Below are 20,443 nucleotides of genomic sequence, written 5' to 3' on the forward strand. Positions count from 1 at the left end.
CTATAAGTCAAAGGGCGGACGGCCCTGTGGGAAGATGAGAAAGATCATAAAATATTAAACTTATGCTGGATTTGCGTAATTTCCTGATTGATACGGGCAAGCATTGGCTCAAGATAAGCATCTTAGCACTGCTGCTATTTACCCTTTCGTTAAGTTTAAGCCCAGTTTCCCAGGCGGCAAGACGCTCTAGCAGTATGCCTGCTGGTAATGCCATTACTGATAGCCAGGCCCTCCTGCGGTACGCCTTACCCATTGATAATGAGGCGGTGCGAGATATCCAAACCAGTTTAGAAGATATTAGCAACCACATCCTAGCTAAACGTTGGGGGCCGATTGGTAACGATGTTAAAAAGGCTTCAAAGGTTCTGAGTATCCGCTCAAATGAGATTCTAAAAAGTATTTCTGATGAACAAAAACCTGAAGCTGAAGCCCTAATTGCAGAGATCAATGCCGGAGTTGCAGAATTGCAAAAAGCTGTTGAGGTCAAGGACAAGGAAGAAGTAGGCAAACAAAAAGGCGAACTTCTCAATAAAATTGCCGACCTCGAAGAGTTGATGGTGAAGGAGTTTCCTTTTGAAGTACCTTCAGAATACTCTCATCTGCCTCAACTTAAAGGTCGGGCTACAATAGAGATGGAAACTGAAAAAGGACAGATTACGTTTGTAGTTGATGGCTATAGCGCTCCTGTGACGGCTGGCAATTTTGTTGACTTGGTAGAACGGGGTTTTTACAACGGTTTGAAGTTTATTCGTTCTGAAGAATCTTATGTACTACAAGCCGGAGATCCGCCTGGTTCTGAAGTTGGTTTCATCGATCCAGCTACAGGGGTATACCGTAATATTCCTTTGGAGGTAATGGTTAGAGGGGATAAAAAACCGACTTATGGGATTACTTTAGAAGATGCAGGACGCTATCGCGATCAGCCAGTTTTGCCTTTTTCTGCTTATGGTACTGTGGCGATGGCACGAGTGGAAGCGGAACCAGATAGTGCTTCTTCGCAGTTTTTCTTTTTCCTGTTTGAACCAGAGTTAACACCTGCTGGCCTCAATTTGTTAGATGGTCGCTATGCTGTTTTCGGTTACGTGATTGATGGGAAAGAGGTTTTGGAGAACCTGAAGCAGGGAGATGCAATTATTTCTGCTAAGGTGATTCGAGGAGCAAAGAATTTGGTTCAGCCTCAAGCTAGTTAGTGGAGAATTAATAATTTTTTAGTAGAGAGGCGAACGATCGCGTCTCTACTAATTACAAATTTTTTCTCGCTAGATTAGCTTTTGTGAAAAGGCCGAGGGCGAAAGGCAACAGCTAGAGAACAATTTTCAGCAAAGGTTTGAGCACTTAGTAGCCCCCTGACCGCCAAGACAGTTGCTATACTATTTATGTTTAGCATTCGTTTGAATAAGTGGTTTTATTACTATGGCAATTCTACAATTTGTATTTATAATTGGCTTGGGTTCTCTGTTAGGATTATTGGTTTTAAATAGTGTCAATGAAAAGAAGCAGAAGCGACAGTTAGATGAGGCTTTTTATCTGTTGTTGGAAAAACAAAATAGCCAGGTTTCTTTGATTCAACTGGCGGCAAAGGCTAGGGTTGAGGCTCAAGTTGCTGAACAGTATTTAAAGCGGCAAGTTCAGGTTTTTTCAGCAGTTTTAGAAGTAGATGATGAGGGAGATACGTTTTATCGATTTCCGAAGTTGCGTTTACCTCCAAGTTCGGAGCAAGAATGGTAAATTTGAGGTTATTATTACTTGGCGATCGCTCTTGATAAAGATGGTAGTTTACTCCAAACACGCGATCGCACCCCTCCGCATTTTATAAAACTTCATATCTAATTAGTAATCTAATTAGTAATCGGCGATCGCGCGAAAATTATCCAGAAAAAAATCAAATAACCCCATGCACTAAATCTTCGTTTTGTCAACTTTGATTTTTGTATCTAAAAATACAACTAAACACTTAACCTAGTCCTAATATCACACCGTAATGTGATAGGCTGCAATATCACCTAACTCATCTATTTAGGACTTAGAGAAAGGACATGGTAAAGCGATTTGATCGGCGGCAATTTCTTTTATACAGTTCAGCTACCCTGGCAACGAGTTTGCTATTGAAAGCTTGCAAGAGTCCAACTCCTACAGCAAGTTCTGATGCTTCTCCAACGCCTAGTGCATCTCCGTCGCCAGCAGCCGGCAGCGGAAATACCATTAAAGTAGGTATTTTGCACTCTCTAAGCAGCACGATGGCAATTAGCGAAAAGAGCGTCGTTGATGCCGAACAGTTAGCGATCGAGGAGATTAACAAAGCGGGTGGCGTACTGGGTAAGCAAATTGAAGCGATCGTAGAAGACGGCGCATCTGATTGGCCGACTTTCGCAGAGAAAGCTAAAAAATTAATTGACCAGGATAAAGTTGTCACTGTCTTTGGTTGTTGGACTTCTGCTAGTCGTAAGGCGGTATTGCCAGTATTTGAGCAGAAAAATCATATGCTCTGGTATCCCGTACAATACGAAGGTCAAGAGTGTTCCAAGAACATTTTTTACACAGGTGCCGCACCGAATCAACAGATAGAACCCGCCGTTGATTGGCTGTTGCAAAACAAAGGTAAAAAATTCTTCTTAGTTGGTTCTGACTACGTTTTTCCCCGCACGGCAAACACTATTATCAAGGCCCAATTAGCCGAGAAAGGTGGCGAAGTAGTTGGCGAAGATTACATTCCCCTTGGAGGTACTGAAGTTACGCCGATTATTACCAAAATTAAGGCGGCTTTGCCTGACGGTGGCGTGATTTTCAATTCCTTAAATGGCGACAGCAACGTAGCATTCTTTAAGCAGTTACAGGGTGCAGGATTAGGGCCAGATAAGTATCCGTCAATGTCGGTCAGCATTGCTGAGGAAGAAGTCAAAGCAATTGGCGTGGAATATCTCAAAGGTCATTACGCGGCATGGAATTACTTTATGACCGTTGACGCTCCTGCGAATAAAAAATTTGTTGACGCTTTCAAAGCAAAATACGGCGCAGAGCGAGTAACAAATGACCCGATGGAAGCTGCTTACATTATGGTTTACCTGTGGAAGCAAGCAGTTGAGAAAGCAGGAACAGCAGATGATTTAGAGAAGGTAAGAGCAGCAGCTTTGGGCCAAACTTTTGATGCTCCCGGCGGTAAAGTCACGCTGGAAAATAATCATCACCTTGCTAAGTCTGTGCGACTAGGTGAAGTTAGAGATGATGGTTTATTTAACATCGTTTTTGCAACTCCAGAGGCCGTAAAACCTATTCCCTGGAATCAGTTTGTCGCTGATACTAAAGGCTTTACTTGTGACTGGACTAATAAAACTGCACCCGATCCAGGCAAGTTCAAACAAACTTAGAGTTCGTAACGCTGCCCTCTGGGTGGTGATTGACTGCCCAGAAGACGGCGTTATAGTCCTAAGTTCCTAACTATGAAAAAAGGAGTAAACGGTTGCTACCACAAATTTTAGATGGAATCTTCAATGGAATTAGCATTGGCGCTGTATTGTTAATTGCTGCCTTGGGTTTGGCAATTATTTTTGGGCTGATGGGCGTAATTAATATGGCTCACGGCGAGTTAATGATGTTGGGAGCTTACACTACTTTTGTGGTGCAGAACTACTTCAAAGGTGTGGGAGGATTTGCCTTTGAAGTTTATATTTTATTTGCCCTGCCTCTGGCTTTCTTAGTTGCCGCAATCATGGGATTGATTCTGGAACGAGGGGTAATTCGTTATCTCTATGGCAGACCTTTAGAAACTCTGCTGGCAACTTGGGGCGTTAGTCTGATCTTACAGCAGTTTGTGCGGAGTGTAAGTTGGGTATTAGTAACGGGAATTGTCGTGTTTTGTTTACTATTTTTTGGCGGAATGTGGGTATTGCGCCGCCGCCCTGATTTCGAGCGAGTTCGTAAGTGGATTGTAGCTGTAATGTTGCCCTTATCTTTGGCCATTTCCTGGGCGGCTTGTGCATTTTTAGGACAAACTTATAAGTTAGATGTGACTAAGCCTTGGTTTGGGGCTCAAAATGTGGATGTGACTGCACCTAAATGGCTGCGCGGCGGTTTGCCTTTAGGTAATTTTCAGTTACCTTATGCGCGACTTTTTATCATCGCCCTTACAGCGATTTGTTTAGTAGGAATTTACCTATTTTTACAGCGTTCAGTTTGGGGCCTTCGCATTCGCTCAGTCACGCAAAACCGCAGCATGAGCGCTTGTTTAGGAATCCCTACTGAGCAAGTGGATGCTCTAACTTTTGCTCTAGGTTCTGGGTTGGCTGGAGTTGCTGGTTGTGCAATTAGTTTACTGGGTTCAGTAGGGCCAAATACGGGGCAAAACTATGTGGTTGATACTTTTATGGTTGTAGTTGTCGGAGGTGTCGGCAAAATAGTAGGAAGTGTGGTAGCGGCGATGGCTATTGGCACGGCTAATTATTTGATTGGTTCCGGTACGCTAGCTTTAATACTGGCACCGATTAAACCTTTGGCTGATTTCTTTACTTTCTTTGCGACAACTAGCATGGCAAAGGTAATGGTATTTGCACTAATTATTGCTTTTCTTCAGGTGAAGCCGGGAGGAATTTTCCCGCAGAAAGGGCGGACAGTTGAAGGATAAAAGAAGAAGGAAGAAAGGAGAGGAAAAGATTTAGAGAAAAATCAACTAAGAAGAAATAAGGAGAAAAGAATGAAGCATGAAATACCGGGATTTTTAGTAAATGAAGAAAGGCGTGCGCTTGTTATTGAAGCAGCAATTATCGCTGGCTTAGCCCTCATTTTAATCTTTATCATGCCTGCGATCCTCCCCAGCGTTCGCCTCAACCAATTAGGACGATTTCTTGCCTTGGCAATTGCTGCCCTTGGTATTGATTTAATCTGGGGTTACACTGGTTTGCTGAGTCTGGGACACGGGGTATTTTTTGCTTTGGGTGGCTACGCTTTTGCCATGTACTTGAAATTGCAAATTCCCGCAGATGCCAGCGTTAAATTGCCAGAATTTATGAATCTCTACGGAGTTACTGAACTCCCTTGGTTTTGGCAACCGTTTTATTCTTTCCCTTTGTCCTTAATAGCAGTAGTACTTGTGCCTGCATTTTTAGGGGCATTTCTCGGTTATTTAGTGTTCCGCAATCGCATCCGGGGCGTATATTTTTCAATTCTGACTCAAGCGGCAACAATTGTATTTTTCAATTTTTTTAACGGGCAACAAAAACTGATTAATGGTACTAATGGATTAACTGATTTTAAAACCATATTTGGGGCGACAGTTAATTCACCGCAGACGCAGTTTATTTTTTACACTCTGACAATATTATTTTTAGCAGGTGCTTATGCCCTGTGTCGCTGGCTGACTAGCGGCCGATTTGGTCGCTTGCTAATCGCAATTCGCGATGATGAAGTTCGGGTGCGTTTCTCAGGTTATGACCCCACTGATTTTAAGGTTGTAGTGTTTGGTATTTCTGCTGCTTTGGCAGGAATTGCTGGTGCTTTATTCACCGTACAAACGGGGATTATTTCACCGAAGGCGATGGATATTGCTTTTTCAATTGAAATGGTAATTTGGGTAGCAGTTGGAGGTCGTGCTAGTTTAGTTGGGGCTGTGGTAGGGGCGCTTTTAGTGAATTTTGGTAAGAGTTTGTTGAGCGAACAATTTCCTGAAGTTTGGCTATTTTTCCAGGGGGCGCTATTCTTAATTGTGGTTATGGTGCTTCCCAATGGTTTAGTTGGATGGCTGCGTTTTCAAGGGTGGGAACTGTTTCAGAGATTATTGGGTAGAGATCGGTATGCTGTTACTTATCCTAGTTTGGAAGAAGATCCAGAAGTACAGCGTGAAAGGGAAGAGTTGGAGAAGAGATAATAGTTAGTGGTTAGTTGTTAGTTGTTAATTGTTAGTTGTCAGTTGTCATTGCGAGCGAAGCGAAGCAATCGCAATACTTTGAAACTACTTCGGTGTAGCAATTAGCAATTACCAATTACCAATCACCAATTACCAATTACCAATTACTAAGTTTATGAACGAGAAAATTTTAGAAATTGAGAACTTAACCGTTAGTTTTGACGGTTTCAAGGCCCTAAATGCGCTTAATTTCAGTATGGATGCGGGTGAGTTGCGAGTGATAATTGGGGCGAATGGAGCCGGGAAAACGACGTTTCTGGATGTGATTACGGGTAAGGTGCAGCCGACTGAGGGGCGGGTTATATTTAAAGGACGCAACTTGCGTCAATTATCGGAACATGAAATTGTTCGTTTAGGAATTGGCCGCAAGTTTCAAACGCCGCGAGTTTACCTGAATCTAACGCCAAGGGAAAATTTAGAGCTGTCTTGTAACCGCAAAAAAAATGTTTTTTCAACGCTGGTGCAGCGTCCTCCAGTTGCTGAAAAGCGCACGGTGACTGGTTTACTGGAAACTATTGGTTTAATTGCTAAAGCTGACGTTGCGGCTGGTTTACTTTCTCATGGTGAAAAGCAATGGTTAGAAATTGGGATGTTATTAGCTCAGTCTCCTGATTTATTATTAGTAGATGAACCTGTAGCGGGTTTGACTGATGAAGAGACGGCTTTGACTGGTGATTTACTGATTTCGCTAGCTGAAAGTCACTCCGTATTAGTGATTGAACACGATATGGAGTTTGTCAGGCAAATTGCTAGAAAAGTAACGGTTTTGCATCAAGGTTCGGTTTTGTGCGAGGGAAGTATGGATGAAGTACAAAACGATCCGCGTGTAATTGAAGTTTATCTAGGAAAACCAGAAGAAGAGCACAAAGCCGCTTAAAGATTTAACCGTTAACCGTTAACAGTTAACCGTTAACAATTACCTATTACCCATTACCAAAAAATATGCTGCAAATCTCTGGTTTAAATGTTTACTATGGTGAAAGCCACATTCTTCGCGATGTGGATTTGAGTGTGGCGGCGGGGAAAATGGTTTGCTTAATTGGCCGCAATGGAGTGGGGAAAACTACTCTGCTAAAAACGCTGATGGGATTGCTGCAACCTCGGAGTGGTGCGATTGCTTTTTGCGGAGAAGGTATTGTTTCCAAATCTCCTGACAAAAGAGCGAAAATGGGTATTGGTTATGTCCCGCAAGGCCGCGAGATTATCCCCCGTTTGACTGTTGAGGAAAATCTATTTTTAGGTTTGGAAGCCAGAAAAATCAGGCCGACAAAGCAAGAAGTTGCCGATGAGATATTTGAGTTATTTCCTGTGTTAAAAACTATGCTTTCTCGCATGGGTGGCGATTTAAGCGGGGGACAGCAGCAGCAGTTAGCTATTGCTAGAGCATTGATGGGACAGCCGCAATTATTGGTTTTAGACGAACCTACAGAAGGGATTCAACCTTCTATTATTCTGGAAATTGAAGCGGCTGTACGGGGTATTGTGGCATCTAAGGGTATTTCAGTATTGTTAGTAGAACAGCACTTGCATTTTGTGCGTCAAGCTGACTGGTACTACGCGATGCAAAAAGGCGGTATTGTAGCATCGGGAAATACTAGCGAACTTAGCGACGAAGTGATTCAGAGATTTTTGGCAGTGTAGGGGTCTGAAAGGATTTGTACAGCAGGAATTGTGACTCCTGATACTAACTCAGGTTATCTTTTAGTCCGCGTAGGCGGACTTCGTTCGTGTAGTAGCGATTTCAATCGCCGAAGGATCAAGGACTACTCCCGTTCACTGCGGAAATCTTTGGAGCTGATAGGGTGTTTGTTGCCAAATCTGAATATTAGTGGGAGAATACTGTGCGATCGCCCACAAGGGCAGCGTTAATGTCAATACAGCGATCGCAGTTCCGACAATATTGGCTAGCGTTTGCTGAGGAGGTCGGTCTGAAGGACTGGCAGGCTGACTATTGGATTCCATAAGGAATGTAGATACGCTATTGTGATCTCACTGAAAGCGATCTAAAAATAACTATAAGTTATTCTAACACAATTCCAGCTTTTTTACACAAAAACCTGAATCTACCTCCAAAGAGATATCTCCCCAGCCGCTCGCAAGGATGGGGAGGAAGCGTCGAGCGCCGAAACTGATTCACTCATGGACTTGGTTATACATTCCCTGCACTACGTCCAGCATGGTAATCGCTTGCTGCCATTGGGGAGCATCTGGATTACTGCTTTTGGAGCGTTGAATTTTGAAGCTCTCACGTAGGAGTTGCAGCAGCACCTCTGGATGAGGCACTGAGGTGTCCGATTCATCTGCCGAGGGCGTTTCATTTTCTGCGACTTCTTTAATAGCCTGGGCTTTTTCTGCCAGTGCGATCGCTCTCCCTGCCAGATTTTCCGGCATTCTTGGTTGCTCTGACAAATAGACGCTAGTGATTTCCAGCAAAAATTGACGCACTTGCTGTGCCCACTCACGCTCGTACCCAAAGTGCGAACTTGAGATTGCTTGCCCATCGTGACTTTCCTCAATACTCTGTACCTTCTGTAACAGAGGCAGAGCCTTTTGAGAAAAGTTCTCTGGTAATCTGGGAATATCCGACAAAGAGCAGCGAGCAATATCCATCAACAGTTGGTAAACGTCTTCCACCCAATCGATATCTGCGGACTGCGAATTCAAATTACTCATAACTAGCGCTTAAAGTTCCTATATCTAAGACTAGAACATTAACTCTCTACCAATAAACCTCTTTGAGGTTAACTGACAGCAATTTTTTGGCCCTACAGAATTGAGTGAAGTTCTCGACTTCTCGGGCGGGGGGGCGGCAACCCTGCGGCGATCCCCGCCGCAAGGTTTTTTATTTTTCCGTGAGTTTCCAAACGCCGTCCCAGTTGAGGACATCTGGAGGCTGGTGCTGAAATAGCATACAGCGCTCAATGTGCAATTTAGCTGCCTTGTTTTTGGGGTCTGCTTCCAGAACAGAGTGAAATTGACTGTCAGCATCTTTAAACGCTTGCTTAGCTTTAGGTTCTAACAGCCTCTTGACCTCAGAGAGCAGCTTCTTAACTTGATCTAGGGATAAGTTCGGGAATTCTTCGTGTAAAAAATTCTCGACTGCCTCGACTGACCGACTTTTAATTTTAGCCTCTAATAGCTGCTTAATCTCAGCGGATGTCAGTTTCTTAATCTGAGGCTTTGAGGGCTGCCTAACTTCGATCTCCAAAAGCTTTTTAGCATCGCCCTCTCCTAGTTCCTTAATATCCTCTGCTGATATCTGCTTAACTTTAGCTTTGAGCAGCACTCTCACTTCGTCCTCGGAGAGATTTTTAATCGTTTCCAAAGACAGCAGCTTGATTTCAGGCTTGAGCAACTTAATCAGCTCGTCTTTCTTACCGGGTCTAGCGATTTTCGCCTCTGGCAGCTTTTTAATGTAATACAGCAGTTTTTTAAGCTGATACTCTAATTGCTCTTCGACATTGTACGACAGCTTCTTGATCTCAGCCGCAGACATCTGTTTGACTCTATCTAACACCTCTCTAATCTCTCGGTCAGAAAGCTTTTCGCTCACTGGTCGTTTGTAGCACTCGCGTCCCTTTTCATAGTGTTCTATCACCTTCTGCTGAGCTTCGCTAAGGGGTTTGCCAATTGGCGAAAAGCCCGCACGGATGCCTAAAAGTTCGTAGATGGTGACAGGTTCGGTTTTGCCTTTGACGGTAATGAAATCGAGTTCCCGAACATAGAGGCGCTCAGCGTAATCTTTATAAGTATTTTCGCTGATCACCAAGTCTGTACCGTATTGCTTGGAAGTACCTTCCAAGCGAGAGGCGAGGTTGACACCATCGCCAATGGATGTCAACTCCATGCGCTTGCTGGAGCCGATGTTACCGCTCACCACTTCGTCGGAATGGATACCCATACCAATACTGATTGGCATTAAGCCATCTTTGACGCGAGTAGCATTGAATTCCACTAAGCGTTCCCGCATTTCTACGGCGGTTTGCATGGCGCACCAACTATGATCTTCCAGAGGTGCGGGGGAACCGAATACAGCCATCAGTGCGTCGCCGATGTATTTATCGAGAGTACCGCCGTATTTAAAAACGGCATCTACCATCTCTTCAAAATATCCGTTCAGCATCGCTACCACTTCTTCTGCTTGCAATTTTTCAGTTAATGTGGTATAGCTGCGAATATCTGAGAACAGCACTGAGACGTGCTTGCGCTTACCGCCGAGTCCAGTGTCACCGGAAGCTAACAAAGCTTCGGCTACTTCCGGGGTCATGTAACGGTACATCAGGCTTTTTACTTGTTTTTCCCCGCTAATGTCTTCCATGACTAATAGCGCCCCATTGACTTTATCAGGATCGACTGCATCTGCCATTGAGTTAATTGATAAATTAACACTTTGGGGTTCGCCTTCGAGGGGTAGTAAAACTTGGTCTGGGTAAAACTGTCGGCGGTCTTTCTCCTCTTTGGGTGACAAAGCTGCTTCAAACCACTGGATAAAATTCCCTTTTTCTAGATTGATTAACTCGCGCAAGCATTTGCCTTCTGCGAGGTCGGCATCGGTAGCTCCCAGTAGTTTTTTTACACTATCGTTGGTAGCAACGATATGACCATTCTTATCTGTAGAAATTACGCCATTTGTCAAGCTGCGGAGCATATCTTTTTGTCTTTGTTCTTGCTGCTTGACTTCAGCGAAAAGTTTAGCATTTTGTAAGGCGACTCCAGCTTGAATATTGAACGCCTTCATAAATTCCATATCATTGCGGTTAAAACTCGACCGCCACTGATCTGGTGCTTCCGGCCAGTTTGCGGAGTCGTAGGCGGGATATTCTCCCTGTCTTTTTTTGTTGATTAATTGGGTAACTCCTATTAATTTGCCGTCAGCATTGAAGACAGGCATACATAGCATACTGCAAGTCCGATATCCCGACTTTTGATCGGTTTCCTTTGACTTGACGGCGCGGGGATCGTCATAGACATCAAAGGGTAATAGGAGAGGTTCTCCTGACTCGGCAACGATGCCAGCGAAGCCGGCATTTCTGGGCATTCTAATTTCTTGTAAATTACCGCCGATGGGAATTTTTGTCCAGAGTTGATTTTTATCTTCATCTAATAGCCAAAGCGTACTGCGATCGGCGTTCATTAATTCTTTTGCCTGATCCATTACTCTGGCAAGGGTATCGTCTAAGTTTAAACTGCTCTGAGAAAGTGCATTGACGGCGTTCATCAGCGCACTTGCGGCACGCTGTCTTTGAGTTGCTGCGTAAAAAGACTTGGAAGATTCTAAAATTAGGCGAATTGAGGGTGCAAATTCTCTAAATACTTGTTCATCTTCTGCGGTAAATCCACAGGTATCAATTTTGTCTTCTAATCGTCCATGAGGTTCGTGATCTATTTTTAATTTATTAATCAGTTGGACTACTGCTACCAACTCCCCTGTGTCCTCATTCAGCAGAGGCATCGCCAGCATGGAAAAGGTGCGATATCCATTTTTTTGATCCATCTTCTTAGCGGTGGCTGAGCGCGGATCGTCATAGAAATCGAAGCCAATGTTAACAACTTTCTTAAAGGTAGCTACTTCTCCGGCTATACCTGCGGTGGAGGGAAATCTTAATTCTAGATTGTTGCCTTTTTCATCTTTAGCGACAATCGACCAGAGTTCATCTTTTTCGTCATCTAATAAATAAATAGTGCTGCGGTCTGCATTCAACAATTCCCCTGTTTTGAGGGTGATGGACTGCAACATTTCATTCAGGATGGCATCAAATCCCTGGCTGTCCAGTAGATTGTCCAACATCCCTAGCGTTTGATTAACAACTCTCAGCTTATCTTCTACATCTCTAGTGACGTGCTTAAAGTTGTCTTTGTTAAGGGGGGCGAGGAAGGTAGAGAAGTTTCCTTGGGCTATGGTGAGAGAACTGCTACTAGAGTTAGGTTTGGGATGCTGAACCTGATGATTGTCATTCTGAGGGACAACATCTATCACGGCGGTGGTAGCGTTGTCCATAGATACGTTGGGAGATGCAGATTTCATAGACCTTTACAGAGGCTATTGCGTAAGGGTTGGTCTTTGACGGGTGAGGGGTGGGCAAGTTCACCAGGGCGGGTAGATAGCACCTAGTAAGCAGAGTCTAAGACTTATTCCCAGTTTACTTGGATAGTGGGCTGTTGCTAAATCTGGGTAGGGTCTAGCCTTGCCATGATTGTTGCATCATAACTTGCTAATATGTGTGCTGGTTTCTACAATTGTGGTTTTCAGCCAGAATTTCTGTCATCTTGGCACTATATAGGTGGTGGTTTAATCCTGCAACTGTCGTCTGCTAGCATTTTAAATATTTTTGGGCTGGATAGAGTTAACTTAGGATTTGCGTTTTTTGTCGGTGTAAGTTTTTTGATGGCTTCCTCTGGTGTGATTTTGGCTTTTGAGGTCGATCGCTTGCTGTTCTGAGTGGGTTTGGCGGAGGATGGCGGCCTCGGCGAGGAGGGATTCGGCGAAGGCGATCGCTTCTGTGGCGGATCTACCACTGGCAAGTTGGGCTAGTTCTTCGCGCCGTTTCTCTTGGTTGTCAAGCAGGGTGACTCTAACAACTGTACGGATTTCAGGCGGGTTGGGAGTTGCCAAACTGGAAAATTCTCCCCCATCTTCCCGCTCTCTCCCATCTCCTGCGTCTGCGATGATTTGTTTATTAACTCGGAAGTGGGAGTCGGCCATAGCCGCGACGAGGGGTTGGTGGGTGACGCAGAGGACTTGATGTCTGTGGGTGAGTTGGTAAAGTTTTTGGGCGATCGCTTGGGCGACTCTTCCCGATACTCCGACATCGATTTCGTCGAAAATTAGGGTTTCGGAACTGTCTATTTGGGAAAAACAGGCTTTGAGGGCCAAGAGAAAGCGGCTCATTTCTCCTCCTGATGCGATCGCGCCTAATGGTTGCATGGGTTCTCCGGGGTTGGGACTAAAACAGAAGGCGATCGCGTCTGCACCTCCGGCTGTGGGAGAACAAGGACTAATCTCTACTTGAAATTGTACTTTCTCCATTGCTAAAGGTTTAAGTTCTTCCACTAAGCGAGTTTCGAGTTTAAGGGCTGCTGCTTTGCGTTTTAATGTTAGGGTATGACACTCGCTTTTAAGCTGCTCAAAAGCGGCTATATGGGCTTGTTCTAGGGCTTCCATTGATTCGCCCCCGTCGTGGAGTTCTTTAAGTTCTATTTGGATATTCTGGTAGTAGGCGATCGCTTCGCTCAAAGGCCCATATTTACGGCAGATTTGTTTCAGTTCCCGAATCCGTTCTTCTACTTCTTCAAGTCTTTGAGGATCTGTCTCTAATTGTTCGCCATAGCTGCTAATTTGCCTACCTGCTTCTGTCACTTGAGCTAAAGCGTCGCTGACCATTTCTAGTATGGGCTGCAATTGGGGGTCATAAACTGTCATATCGCTGAGGGAACTTTCCGCAAGGCTGAGCAAATCGCCGGCGGCGGCGGCCCCGGTATCATTCTGGTAGAGGGCTTGATAAATCTTGTAACTTTTCTCTTGTAGTTCTACGATGTGGGCGAGTCGAGTACGTTCTTGTTCGAGTTGTTCTTGTTCGTCTGGTTGGCTGAGGTTGGCTTCACCAAGTTCGCGGACTTGATATTCCAAGAGATCGAGCCTTTGCAAGCGTTGTTGTTCGGATTGTCGTCTGCGCGTGAGGGCGGCGGCGGCTTGTTGGGCGGCGGTATAGGCGGCGGCTACTGCTTGGCGATGATTAATGAGTTCCGAACCCCCGTAGAAGTCGAGCCATTCACGCTGAAGGGCGGGTTGTCCGAGTTGTACTGTTTGACCTTGGGCGGTAATTTCAACGAGGCGATCGCGCAATTGATCCATCAGTTGGCGATTAACGAGAATACCATTTAAGCGCGATCGGCTGCGAAATGCACCGCTAGCAGCCGTAAGTTCTCGGCTACAAACTGCTAAGTTTCCATCTATCAGTTCTATTTCTTGTTCGTTCAGCCATTGAACCGCAGATCGATCTAACTCAAAAGTAGCTTCTAATATTGCCCGCGCTGTTCCTGTACGAATGGCGCGACGGTCAATTTTGCCACCTAAAGTAGCATCTAGAGCATCTAAGATAATTGATTTACCTGCACCTGTTTCGCCTGTAAAGACGTTTAAACCGGGGCCAAAATCGATATTTAGACTATCGATTAAGGCAAAGTTTTCAATTCGGAGAGATAGGAGCATGGATGGCGGGTAGAAACCTCAACAAGGGATAAAAAAGTCTTTGATGCTGGTATAAAGTGCCGCGACTAGGCAATCGGAATTAAATATAGCAGTTGCCAAGGCAGTTAGGACATTCTGAATTTAAAACCCTGATTCTAAACCCTTCTTCCGTCTTCCCTAGCCCCTAGACCCTAGCCCCTAGCCCCTCTTAAACCGCCTTGGCGGTTGCTATAATATACTCAAAAAGTGCGGGGGAGCACCCGAAACTGCATGAAAATTTAATCCGAAATTTGGATGCTCCCAAGTATATTGTTGCACTTTAGCGTTAAAACGCAATAACATACAACTCTATCTAAACTCTAAACTGTAATTTTTCAACCTCCTTTTAAAGTGATTTATAGGGATTTTGTTAGAAGAGTAAACTATTGAGAAAATGGAGAGCTGATAGATAGAAAAGTTACGAAACTGGTGCAGATTATGATTGACGGGTAGATTATTATTTAACTGCTTGATTGCGATCTTTTTTCCACTGCAAATTCAATCGGGAGTTGCGGAAGCCGGAGGCGAACTGCATTAGCTCGCAGCCAGAGAGTAACGGCGTGTCGGCGCTGCGGTGTTAGATACTCTCCAGCCTTGATAACTCCCGCACAAACACCGATATTCTTTAGTCTGGTTTCTTGCTCGGAGGCACTTGCACCCTGCAATAACCTGACTTGGGCTTTGATAAAATCCACGTTCATAGGAGTAATATTCAGTAAAGAACTCAGTTAAATAACGATACTTAGCTTTTAATTGTACATCTAAAATCATTTTTAATGAATTAGATTTACTCAAGTTTTTTGCCCTATTTATTAAAGCAAACAGAAGCGGTGCTGAGTTATATTTAGCTCAACACTCTCTCAAGACTAAAATCCAAATTAAGCTGTTTACGCACTGTTTAGCACCGAAAAACTGTTCGGTGCGAACAATTAATACAATAGTTTTAAAATAGTTTTAAAACTACCTACAGCTAAGAATTTTGTAGCCTTATTTTTACTGATAGAGTTGTCTGGTATCAATACGCTTTAAGAGATTTTCTTACCTATCAGGTGCTAGTTTTATAGTTATTTATTTACTAGCAAATTTAGAGCGAGAATACCAATTTTTAGCGTGTTTTAAGCTTGCTCAAAAGTCTGCTAGTATCGGTTTTTATCGCTTAAACCTACAATCCGTTTCAGAATTTTTCCTACTACGTATCATTGGCGATCGCTTTTTCCGTTACTGGCACTTCAATATTTCTAGCGGCTGTTATACATAAGTTTAAATAGCCGCCGCAAGCGCAACTAATAAGCTGCACCTGCTTAATTGCCTATTTTTGATAGAAATGTAAGTCATTACTATCAATTAGGTTGAGTTTGGTTAAGTTAAATTTGTCTGTGAACGTTAATGTGTTTGCGGTTAGCTGACAGTTTGAATCAGTAACCTTGTACTCAACGGAGTTGTTATTATTTTTTGACAGTTCCGAGTCTAAAGACGCGGTTATTGTTGAGGATAAGCTTTTTGAGATCGATCCGCAAAAAGTTTTATTTTCAACGCTGCTGTCAAACGACATCTACTCACTCACTCAACTAGGGTTGAGGTTGTGACTACTTTTAAATTTGTACTCGATAGCGAGTATGGTTTGGATGATAGCATAGAGCCTTGAAGAAAACAATATCTGCTTTAACTGTTATTTCACCGCAAGCTATCAGGAGGGGAAGAATCTATGCCGTGAAAGCCAATGTCAGGATTGCTAAGGCGATCGCTTTTACTCTGTAATAAGTTTAAGCTGTAACATAATTTAACAGCAGCTAAATTTACGAATGCACATTATTCCATTGGAGTGATGTCAATTTTTGTAAAATCTGCCCTAAGAGGGATAAGCTAGTGCTGTGTTATGTAAGTTAAATACAATCAAACTTAGTAGAGTGGCTTAACCCACTCTACCTAATAGTCAGAGGAGTGCTAAAGATTAGCAATAGGCACTTCTTCTATAGCATCAGCTAGTTCAAATCCAAATACTCGCGAGTAGAAATAGAATTCGCCGTCGAGCGTTTTTTTGATATTTTCAGCACGACGAAAACCGTGTTGTTCCCCTTCAAAAGTAATGTATGCCACTGGCAAACCTTTGGCTTTAATTGCAGCTACCATCATCTCAGCTTGGTTTGGTGGTACAACTCTATCTTCTAATCCTTGAAAGAAAATTACTGGACAAGATAGGCGTTCAGTAAAATGAATGGGAGAGCGCTGTTTATACAAATCTTGCCGTTCAGGATAAGGGCCAATTAATTCATCTAAGTAGCGCGACTCAAATTTGTGAGTATCTGTGGCTAAAGCTTCTAAATCACTCACTCCATAATAACTCGCACCCGCCTTAAAAACGTCTCGAAAAGTGAGAGCGCACAGAGTAGTATAACCGCCTGCACTACCACCGGCAATCGCCATTTTTTGGCTATCTACTAATCCCTTTTCAGCTAAATACTTTGCACCGTTAGTACAGTCATCAACATCAACAATCCCCCATCGATCTTTTAGTCTTTGGCGGTATTCGCGTCCGTAACCAGTGCTACCACCGTAATTGACATCAAGGACAGCAAAACCGCGACTTGTCCAGTATTGAATTTTTAAATTGAAACTGCTAGAAGTGGCAGCAGTTGGGCCGCCATGACTTTTAACAACCAGGGGAGGTTTTTCCTCAGCAGGTGCAGTGTAATCCCGGTTTTTGGGAGGGTAAAAGAAAGCGTAAGCTGTCTGTCCGTTTTCTGTAGGAAACTCTATGGGTTCGGGGTTAGAGAGATAACCAGAATCGATGGTTAATTCACTAGCACGCCGCAGCACTTGTAATTGATTTGTTGCTAAATCTAGTTGTACAATAGCTGTGGATTCTGTAGGAGAACCTGCTAGAAAAACAACTCGGTCGTCGTGGGATTTAATTCCTGAAATATCAGTGTAAGGAGTCTCAATTGTTGTTAACTGTTTTGTTTTGAGATCGATACTAGCTAGATGCCAGATGCCTTGTTGAGTATAAGTACAGATAATTCTATCACCTGAAACAAAGGCATAAGTTAACATCCCAAAAACCCATTGGGGAAGTCCAAATTCAGCAGGCATTTCGCACAGAGGTTCGATTTCCCCTCCCCATTTTTTTAAGGAGTTTGTCTCACTTGTTAACTGGATTGGTTTCCAGCGATAGAAATTCCACCAGTTAGAACGATCGCTAACAAAATATAATACTCCATCCCTTGACCATTCAGGTTGAAAAATAGACTCGCTAACTCCGCCTGCAACTAATTGTTTTTCACCTAAATAACCGTCAGCTTTTATCTCTGCCACCCATAATTCTGTACCATCCCAAGGCATATTTGGATGGTTCCAACTAATCCAACACAGTTGAGAGTTATCTGGACTTAGGCGCGGCGAAGCGTAAAAGTCATGGCCATGAGCTAAAATTTGGATATCTTCACCATTATCCAAATTAATGCTAACTATTGTGTTAACAGGTTCGCTGCCAGTGGTATGATCTTCTCGGATATAAATGAGGCGATTTCGTTGGCGATCGATGATGCCATCTGCATAACGCCAGTCACCGACAGGTGTTAACGGTTGAGGTTCTGAATCAATTGTTTGACAGTAAAGGCGTTGATCGGTAAAGTTGGAAAAATAGACTGTGCGATCGGCAACTAAAAACGCGCCGCCACCATATTCATGTACGCGAGTGCGAACATTAAAAGGTGGTGGTGTGACATCTGCTATTTTACCATCTGATGTCCGACGCACAATGACATTACGTCCGCCTTCCGACGGCCTTCCTTCCATCCAGTAAATATCATCGCCATCTAGGGAAATTCCCCCTAGTCCAATTGTACCAGAGACAATTAAATCTGAGGTAATCGGTGATTTCCAAGAGCCATAATTTGCGATTTGATTCATCATTAATTCTCTCTATTTCCAAATCTAGTTAACAAATCTTCGCGAGATAATTCAAGCAGCATTCGCGTTAACTCTTGCGGCGGTAATTCAAGCATTGGTTCAAGCACTGCTAATAGTGCTTCATCAATAGACCCAAACCTAGCTATTAACAAGTTTTCTACAAGAATACGCCGTTCTTCAAAGCGTCCTATCTCTACTCCTATCTGTCGTCCCTGTAGCAAAGTTTCTTCTCGCCATTGGACATAAGCTGGTGTTAAATTCATAATTAACTCCCGATCTTCTTCAGTTAAATCTTGTTTTGTTTGTAGATTAACTCGCCAGGTTGAAACCAGTTCTAAAATATTGGTGCGTAAGGAATTTGTTTCAGGTAGTGCGATGATTTCATCAATAGCTTGCTGCTGAGTTCTCCCTTTTCCGAGAATTCTCAACCATAGCGTATCTGGCGTAGTTGGCAATTGATTAATTGCAACAATTGCTGTTTTCATCGCCTCGCCTAGAAAGTAAACCCCTTGACACTAGTTATCTAGATCTAGTGTAAATCGAAAACTATCGAGTAAGCTAGCCGAAGCTGAAGTTGTCAAAATCCACAATTGAGGTAACTCAGTTTCAGTAATAGCATCATCCTCACGTCTAGCTTGCCGCTGCAACTCACTTTGCAGGGAAAATAGTTTGAGGATACAGCTACGAATCTCTGTTTTGCTGGGTTGATTCCGAAAAGGTTCCAGCAAACATGGACTCGATACTATTTTACCAAGTAATCCTAAATTTTGCCGATCGCCAGTAGGTTGCGGTGCGGGTGCAAACCAGACATCGATTTGGCGAACTTCGCCACTTACTTCGCGGCTAACATTTACTTCTCCTAGTGATGCTAGTAGTTCAGCTAAATACTGTTTGGCAAATTGATCGTGAGGCTGTCGCGTCATTAATCTTTTAGTACCAATGATTCATAAAATTTTATCATTAGAAGGCGATCGCACAGCTAGATATGACTGTAAAATAGTTTAAAGAATCTTTGGCAAAAACAAGCGGTTCTTTTTTGAGAGCAGAACTACACAAAGCTAAGTTAAAATAATGCTACCTTTTTTACCAATTATCCACCTCAGTCAAACATCACCTCCACCTCAAGAAATTGTCCAAATTCAAGAAGTACGTCCTTTACCGGGACAGTTAGATAATGTACCAACCTTTAACAGTAATAGCCCAGAATTAGTGTTAAAAGAGGGGATTTTACTTTCAACTTTTCCCCCAAATGGCAAACAATATCCCCAGGCTCACCTAAACTTTCCTTTTGAGGGAAGATTTGATATATTTGCTCACCATATTGCTAAAGGGTCGCCCGAAAATTTGCGTACATTATACCAGGGATTGATTTTACACAATCCCAGCAATCAACCAGTGAAAGTTGATGTCTTACAGGCCGCAAGCTATCTGAGTCAACCTGATGCACCTTTTATCGATTTGCCGCCTTATGCAAACAATCTTGATGGCAATATCTACGCGGGGCCTGGTAGTCGCGTGATGAGTGATATCCTCAGAGGAAAGCGGCAATCTGATGTGCCTGCACAATTAATAATTTTACCTGGAAAAAGCCAGATTTTAATGAATTATTCTATCCCAGTACGGGAACTAGAACCGCCGCTAAATGGGCGCTCTACCTTGATGCGATTGCGAAGTAATGGTAAAATTTATATAGCTAACTTGGCAATGTTTGCGCCTCTGGATGCGTTAGGAAATGAACGCGCACCTAGTTTAGAAGAATGGGAAAATTTATTAGAGAATAGTGATGTTGCCGGGCCCCGCGATCTCGCGCCAACTCCCCCGGAAAAAACAGAAGATCGAATCATTTATGGGAGAGTTGCTGGAGTTGCTTTAGGTTCGCGATGGCAAGCTAACCTAGTTGATAAATCTGGTGAATCTAAACTGAGTATTCCCCAACCAGGAAAAGCCTTTTCCTATGGTTTATCTACACTTCCTCGCGGAATGTTAGGCACGGATCGAGTGCAAAGTGCTCGGATGTTGGTAAGATATTCAGATACAGCCTACTTTGCTCACGGCAATTATGGAATTGAATATAACCTTAGTTTACCCCTTGATAATTCTACTAGCGAAACTCAAAATATTACTATAGCTATTCAAACTCCAATTAAAACAGATCGGTTAACTTTGGGAGGATTGAGTTTTTTAGAACCGCCAGCTAATCAAATCTTTTTTCGCGGTACAGTAAGGCTTCGCTACACTGATGATAGTAGAATTCCTCAAACTCGCTACGTGCATTTAATGCAGCGGCGTGGACAGCAGGGGGAACCTTTAGTAAAATTGAAGATGTCATCGGGAGAAAGACGACTTGTTGAGGTCGATTTTCTCTATCCGCCTGATGCTTCGCCGCCGCAGGTTTTGACTGTTAAAACTTT

16 protein-coding genes are annotated in these 20,443 nt (G+C 43.4%); 8 read left to right on the plus strand and 8 right to left on the minus strand.

The window, feature by feature from the left end; all coding sequences use genetic code 11:
* Positions 1-62 precede the first annotated feature (62 nt).
* The 7 genes from OSCI_RS10235 (at position 63) to urtE (ending at position 7,537) form a co-directional block, all read left to right on the plus strand.
* Positions 63-1,190 (plus strand): peptidylprolyl isomerase, encoded by a 1,128-nt coding sequence (locus OSCI_RS10235; RefSeq protein WP_026103714.1) that lies wholly within the window; start codon positions 63-65, stop codon positions 1,188-1,190.
* Between the two features lie 223 nt (positions 1,191-1,413).
* The gene (locus OSCI_RS10240; protein ID WP_007354865.1) at positions 1,414-1,728 is read left to right on the plus strand and encodes a hypothetical protein; all 315 of its coding nucleotides are present in this window, start codon (positions 1,414-1,416) and stop codon (positions 1,726-1,728) included.
* 308 nt (positions 1,729-2,036) lie between these two features.
* A complete protein-coding gene (urtA, locus tag OSCI_RS10245) occupies positions 2,037-3,365 on the plus strand; it encodes an urea ABC transporter substrate-binding protein (RefSeq protein ID WP_007354867.1) in 1,329 nt (442 codons plus the stop codon).
* A 92-nt stretch (positions 3,366-3,457) separates the two neighbouring features.
* Entirely contained in the window at positions 3,458-4,618 is a 1,161-nt protein-coding gene (locus OSCI_RS10250; protein ID WP_007354868.1) for an ABC transporter permease subunit, read from the plus strand.
* A 69-nt stretch (positions 4,619-4,687) separates the two neighbouring features.
* Positions 4,688-5,857: an urea ABC transporter permease subunit UrtC gene (gene urtC, locus OSCI_RS10255; protein WP_007354869.1), complete on the plus strand. Its 1,170-nt coding sequence runs from the start codon at positions 4,688-4,690 to the stop codon at positions 5,855-5,857.
* Between the two features lie 154 nt (positions 5,858-6,011).
* Positions 6,012-6,773, plus strand: coding sequence for an urea ABC transporter ATP-binding protein UrtD (gene urtD / locus OSCI_RS10260; RefSeq protein ID WP_007354870.1), 762 nt, complete (start codon positions 6,012-6,014; stop codon positions 6,771-6,773).
* Between the two features lie 65 nt (positions 6,774-6,838).
* Positions 6,839-7,537 carry an urea ABC transporter ATP-binding subunit UrtE gene (gene urtE / locus OSCI_RS10265; RefSeq protein WP_007354871.1) on the plus strand — a complete coding sequence of 233 codons (699 nt, stop codon included), beginning with the start codon at positions 6,839-6,841 and terminating at the stop codon, positions 7,535-7,537.
* 132 nt (positions 7,538-7,669) lie between these two features.
* Here the strand turns inward: urtE and OSCI_RS10270 are convergent, their stop codons facing one another.
* From OSCI_RS10270 to OSCI_RS32230, 8 genes are all read right to left on the minus strand, one after another.
* Entirely contained in the window at positions 7,670-7,858 is a 189-nt protein-coding gene (locus OSCI_RS10270; RefSeq protein ID WP_007354872.1) for a hypothetical protein, read from the minus strand.
* A 171-nt stretch (positions 7,859-8,029) separates the two neighbouring features.
* Entirely contained in the window at positions 8,030-8,569 is a 540-nt protein-coding gene (locus OSCI_RS10275) for a hypothetical protein (RefSeq protein ID WP_007354873.1), read from the minus strand.
* A gap of 169 nt (positions 8,570-8,738) precedes the next feature.
* Positions 8,739-11,921 (minus strand): GAF domain-containing protein, encoded by a 3,183-nt coding sequence (locus OSCI_RS10280; RefSeq protein WP_007354874.1) that lies wholly within the window; start codon positions 11,919-11,921, stop codon positions 8,739-8,741.
* Between the two features lie 324 nt (positions 11,922-12,245).
* The gene (gene recN / locus OSCI_RS10285) at positions 12,246-14,105 is read right to left on the minus strand and encodes a DNA repair protein RecN (RefSeq protein WP_007354875.1); all 1,860 of its coding nucleotides are present in this window, start codon (positions 14,103-14,105) and stop codon (positions 12,246-12,248) included.
* 479 nt (positions 14,106-14,584) lie between these two features.
* Positions 14,585-14,824: a hypothetical protein gene (locus OSCI_RS10290; RefSeq protein WP_007354876.1), complete on the minus strand. Its 240-nt coding sequence runs from the start codon at positions 14,822-14,824 to the stop codon at positions 14,585-14,587.
* A gap of 1,243 nt (positions 14,825-16,067) precedes the next feature.
* Positions 16,068-18,035, minus strand: a complete 1,968-nt coding sequence (locus tag OSCI_RS10295; RefSeq protein WP_019487256.1) for a prolyl oligopeptidase family serine peptidase — start codon at positions 18,033-18,035, stop codon at positions 16,068-16,070.
* Complete coding sequence (locus tag OSCI_RS32225; protein ID WP_019487255.1) at positions 18,035-18,517, minus strand: hypothetical protein; 483 nt, start codon at positions 18,515-18,517, stop codon at positions 18,035-18,037. Before OSCI_RS32225 ends, OSCI_RS10295 begins: the two co-directional genes overlap by 1 nt.
* 30 nt (positions 18,518-18,547) lie before the next feature.
* Entirely contained in the window at positions 18,548-18,955 is a 408-nt protein-coding gene (locus OSCI_RS32230; protein ID WP_019487254.1) for a hypothetical protein, read from the minus strand.
* Positions 18,956-19,103: 148 nt separating this feature from the next.
* On the opposite strand from OSCI_RS32230, the gene OSCI_RS10305 reads away from it, so the two are divergent.
* A partial coding sequence (locus tag OSCI_RS10305) for a DUF3370 domain-containing protein (protein ID WP_039962067.1) occupies positions 19,104-20,443 on the plus strand: 1,340 nt, incomplete at its 3' end.

It is taken from the genome of Kamptonema sp. PCC 6506 (genome assembly GCF_000180455.1).
GTDB lineage: Bacteria > Cyanobacteriota > Cyanobacteriia > Cyanobacteriales > Microcoleaceae > Kamptonema > Kamptonema formosum.

Bases quoted from the DNA above. Each gene is read 5' to 3' on its own strand.
- OSCI_RS32230 (WP_019487254.1), bottom strand. From the start codon at position 18,955: ATGACGCGACAGCCTCACGATCAATTTGCCAAACAGTATTTAGCTGAA.
- OSCI_RS10295 (WP_019487256.1), bottom strand. From the start codon at position 18,035: ATGATGAATCAAATCGCAAATTATGGCTCTTGGAAATCACCGATTACC.
- OSCI_RS10280 (WP_007354874.1), bottom strand. From the start codon at position 11,921: ATGAAATCTGCATCTCCCAACGTATCTATGGACAACGCTACCACCGCC.
- OSCI_RS10270 (WP_007354872.1), bottom strand. From the start codon at position 7,858: ATGGAATCCAATAGTCAGCCTGCCAGTCCTTCAGACCGACCTCCTCAG.
- OSCI_RS10240 (WP_007354865.1), top strand. From the start codon at position 1,414: ATGGCAATTCTACAATTTGTATTTATAATTGGCTTGGGTTCTCTGTTA.
- urtE (WP_007354871.1), top strand. From the start codon at position 6,839: ATGCTGCAAATCTCTGGTTTAAATGTTTACTATGGTGAAAGCCACATT.
- OSCI_RS32225 (WP_019487255.1), bottom strand. From the start codon at position 18,517: ATGAAAACAGCAATTGTTGCAATTAATCAATTGCCAACTACGCCAGAT.
- OSCI_RS10235 (WP_026103714.1), top strand. From the start codon at position 63: ATGCTGGATTTGCGTAATTTCCTGATTGATACGGGCAAGCATTGGCTC.
- urtD (WP_007354870.1), top strand. From the start codon at position 6,012: ATGAACGAGAAAATTTTAGAAATTGAGAACTTAACCGTTAGTTTTGAC.
- urtA (WP_007354867.1), top strand. From the start codon at position 2,037: ATGGTAAAGCGATTTGATCGGCGGCAATTTCTTTTATACAGTTCAGCT.
- urtC (WP_007354869.1), top strand. From the start codon at position 4,688: ATGAAGCATGAAATACCGGGATTTTTAGTAAATGAAGAAAGGCGTGCG.
- OSCI_RS10275 (WP_007354873.1), bottom strand. From the start codon at position 8,569: ATGAGTAATTTGAATTCGCAGTCCGCAGATATCGATTGGGTGGAAGAC.
- recN (WP_007354875.1), bottom strand. From the start codon at position 14,105: ATGCTCCTATCTCTCCGAATTGAAAACTTTGCCTTAATCGATAGTCTA.
- OSCI_RS10290 (WP_007354876.1), bottom strand. From the start codon at position 14,824: ATGAACGTGGATTTTATCAAAGCCCAAGTCAGGTTATTGCAGGGTGCA.